Here is a 1,621-nt window from a genome sequence, read left to right on the forward strand (position 1 = left end):
ACGGTGCCGCTCGTGCTCGGCCAGGAGGAGGACTGGCCGTTGTGGTCCTGGCTGTGCCTGGCGGCGTCCGTCGTGGCGTTCGCCCTGTTCTGCGGGTACGAGTCCGCGCTCGCGCGGCGCGGCGGCGCTCCGCTCATCGCGCCGCGGGTGCTGCGGGTGCCCGGCATCGGCCTGGCCGTCTTCCGCATCCTCGCGGTGATGGCCGTCAACGCCGGCTACCTCTTCGTGCTGACCCTGCACGTCCAGACGGGCCTGGGCTACAGCGCGCTGCGCGCCGGACTGACGTTCGCGCCCACCGCCGTGGTGTTCGGGGTCGTCGGGCTCACCTGGCGGCGCTGGCCCGAGCGGTGGCAACCGGCGCTGATTCCGGGTGGGTTCGCGCTCGCCGCGGCGGGGGCGCTCGGCACCGGGCTCGCGCTGCACGGCGGGGGCGACGGTGGATTCGCGCTCTATGCCTCGTTCGCGGTGATCGGCGCCGGCCTCTCGCTCGGCTTCGGTCCGACGCTCACCCGGGCGCTTGCTACGGTGCGGCCACAGGAGGCGGCGGATGCCAGTGGACTGCTCGCCACGGTGACGCAGCTCGGTCAACTCATCGGCGTCGCGGCGTTCGGGACACTTTTCCTCAACCGCATTGAGGCATCGGTGGCCCCGGGGGCGTATGTCTCTGCGGACGCGCTTCTGGTGTGCGCCTATGCGCTGGCCGGGGCCGCTGCCCTGGGTGCCGTGTCCGGACTGGTACGCAGGCGTCGCTGACCGTATTGCTCCGGCCGTGGCAGAATCGGACGGCCGGAAGGGGGCCGCGTCCGACCGACGAAGACGGCCCGACGGGAGGGAGTGCGCGATGCCCTTGAGCATCATCGAGGAGGCCGACCGCCTCCTCGGCGTGGGCGTGCTGTCCGCCGGGTCCCCGCCCCCGTCCGATTCTTCGGATGATGTCCTTGATGTTGCGGATGTCCTCCTCGACTGTCCGTCCTGCGGCTCCTTCCACGTCGCCCAGATGCTGGGTGACAACGGCGGGATCTCGTACGTGTGCACGGCCTGCGGCCACAGCTGGAGCTGATCGATGGGTGCACACAGGAGGAAGTGCGACTGGTGCGGCAGTGGTACGCCCATCGTGCGCGACATGGAGCCGGTGAACCCCGACTACCAGTACTGGTGCGAGGAGTGCGCGCGGGCGCTGATCATAAAGGGCGACCCGATCGAGACGTACCGGGAACTGGAGGGCGAGCCGATCTACGGTCGCCTCCTGGACGAGCACTGCACCCTCAAGCGGTTCTACTCGTTCGCCAGAGCCTGACCCCGGAGTGCGCCAAGAAGGCGTACGCCACACCTACGTAGAGCGCTGACAACACCAACTGTCCACTGTTCTGGTGCAGTTCGAGCCTTCCGCCGGTATGCGGCACCCACCACAGCGCGTACGAGCAGAACAGCAACGCCATGAGGGCGGCGGTGCGGCGGTGGCCCGACTCCCACACCAGCAGGGCCAGGGGCACGCACCACACCCAGTGGTGGGACCAGGAGACCGGGCTGACCAGGAGCGCGGTGGTCGCGCAGGCCACCACGGCCAGGGCCCGCCGCCCCTGCAGCGCCGCCGCGACGGCCACCGCGAGCCCCAGGGCGC

The 1,621-nt window shown here is 70.6% G+C and carries 3 protein-coding genes and 1 pseudogene; 3 read left to right on the forward strand and 1 reads right to left on the reverse strand.

Going from position 1 to position 1,621, the window contains the following annotated elements; all coding sequences use genetic code 11:
- From G3I40_RS00825 to G3I40_RS00835, 3 genes are all read left to right on the forward strand, one after another.
- A partial coding sequence (locus G3I40_RS00825) for an MFS transporter (protein ID WP_164300202.1) occupies positions 1-753 on the forward strand: 753 nt, incomplete at its 5' end.
- An 88-nt stretch (positions 754-841) separates the two neighbouring features.
- A complete protein-coding gene (locus G3I40_RS00830) occupies positions 842-1,060 on the forward strand; it encodes a hypothetical protein (RefSeq protein WP_164300203.1) in 219 nt (72 codons plus the stop codon).
- Between the two features lie 3 nt (positions 1,061-1,063).
- On the forward strand, positions 1,064-1,297 hold the full coding sequence (locus tag G3I40_RS00835; protein ID WP_164300204.1) for a hypothetical protein: 234 nt from the start codon (positions 1,064-1,066) through the stop codon (positions 1,295-1,297).
- On the opposite strand, the pseudogene G3I40_RS00840 reads toward G3I40_RS00835, so the two are convergent.
- Positions 1,266-1,621, reverse strand: a pseudogene (locus tag G3I40_RS00840) (hypothetical protein); the annotation flags it as partial. The gene G3I40_RS00835 and the pseudogene G3I40_RS00840 sit on opposite strands and share 32 nt — an antisense overlap.

Source organism: Streptomyces sp. SID14478 (assembly GCF_010548525.1).
Lineage (GTDB): Bacteria > Actinomycetota > Actinomycetes > Streptomycetales > Streptomycetaceae > Streptomyces.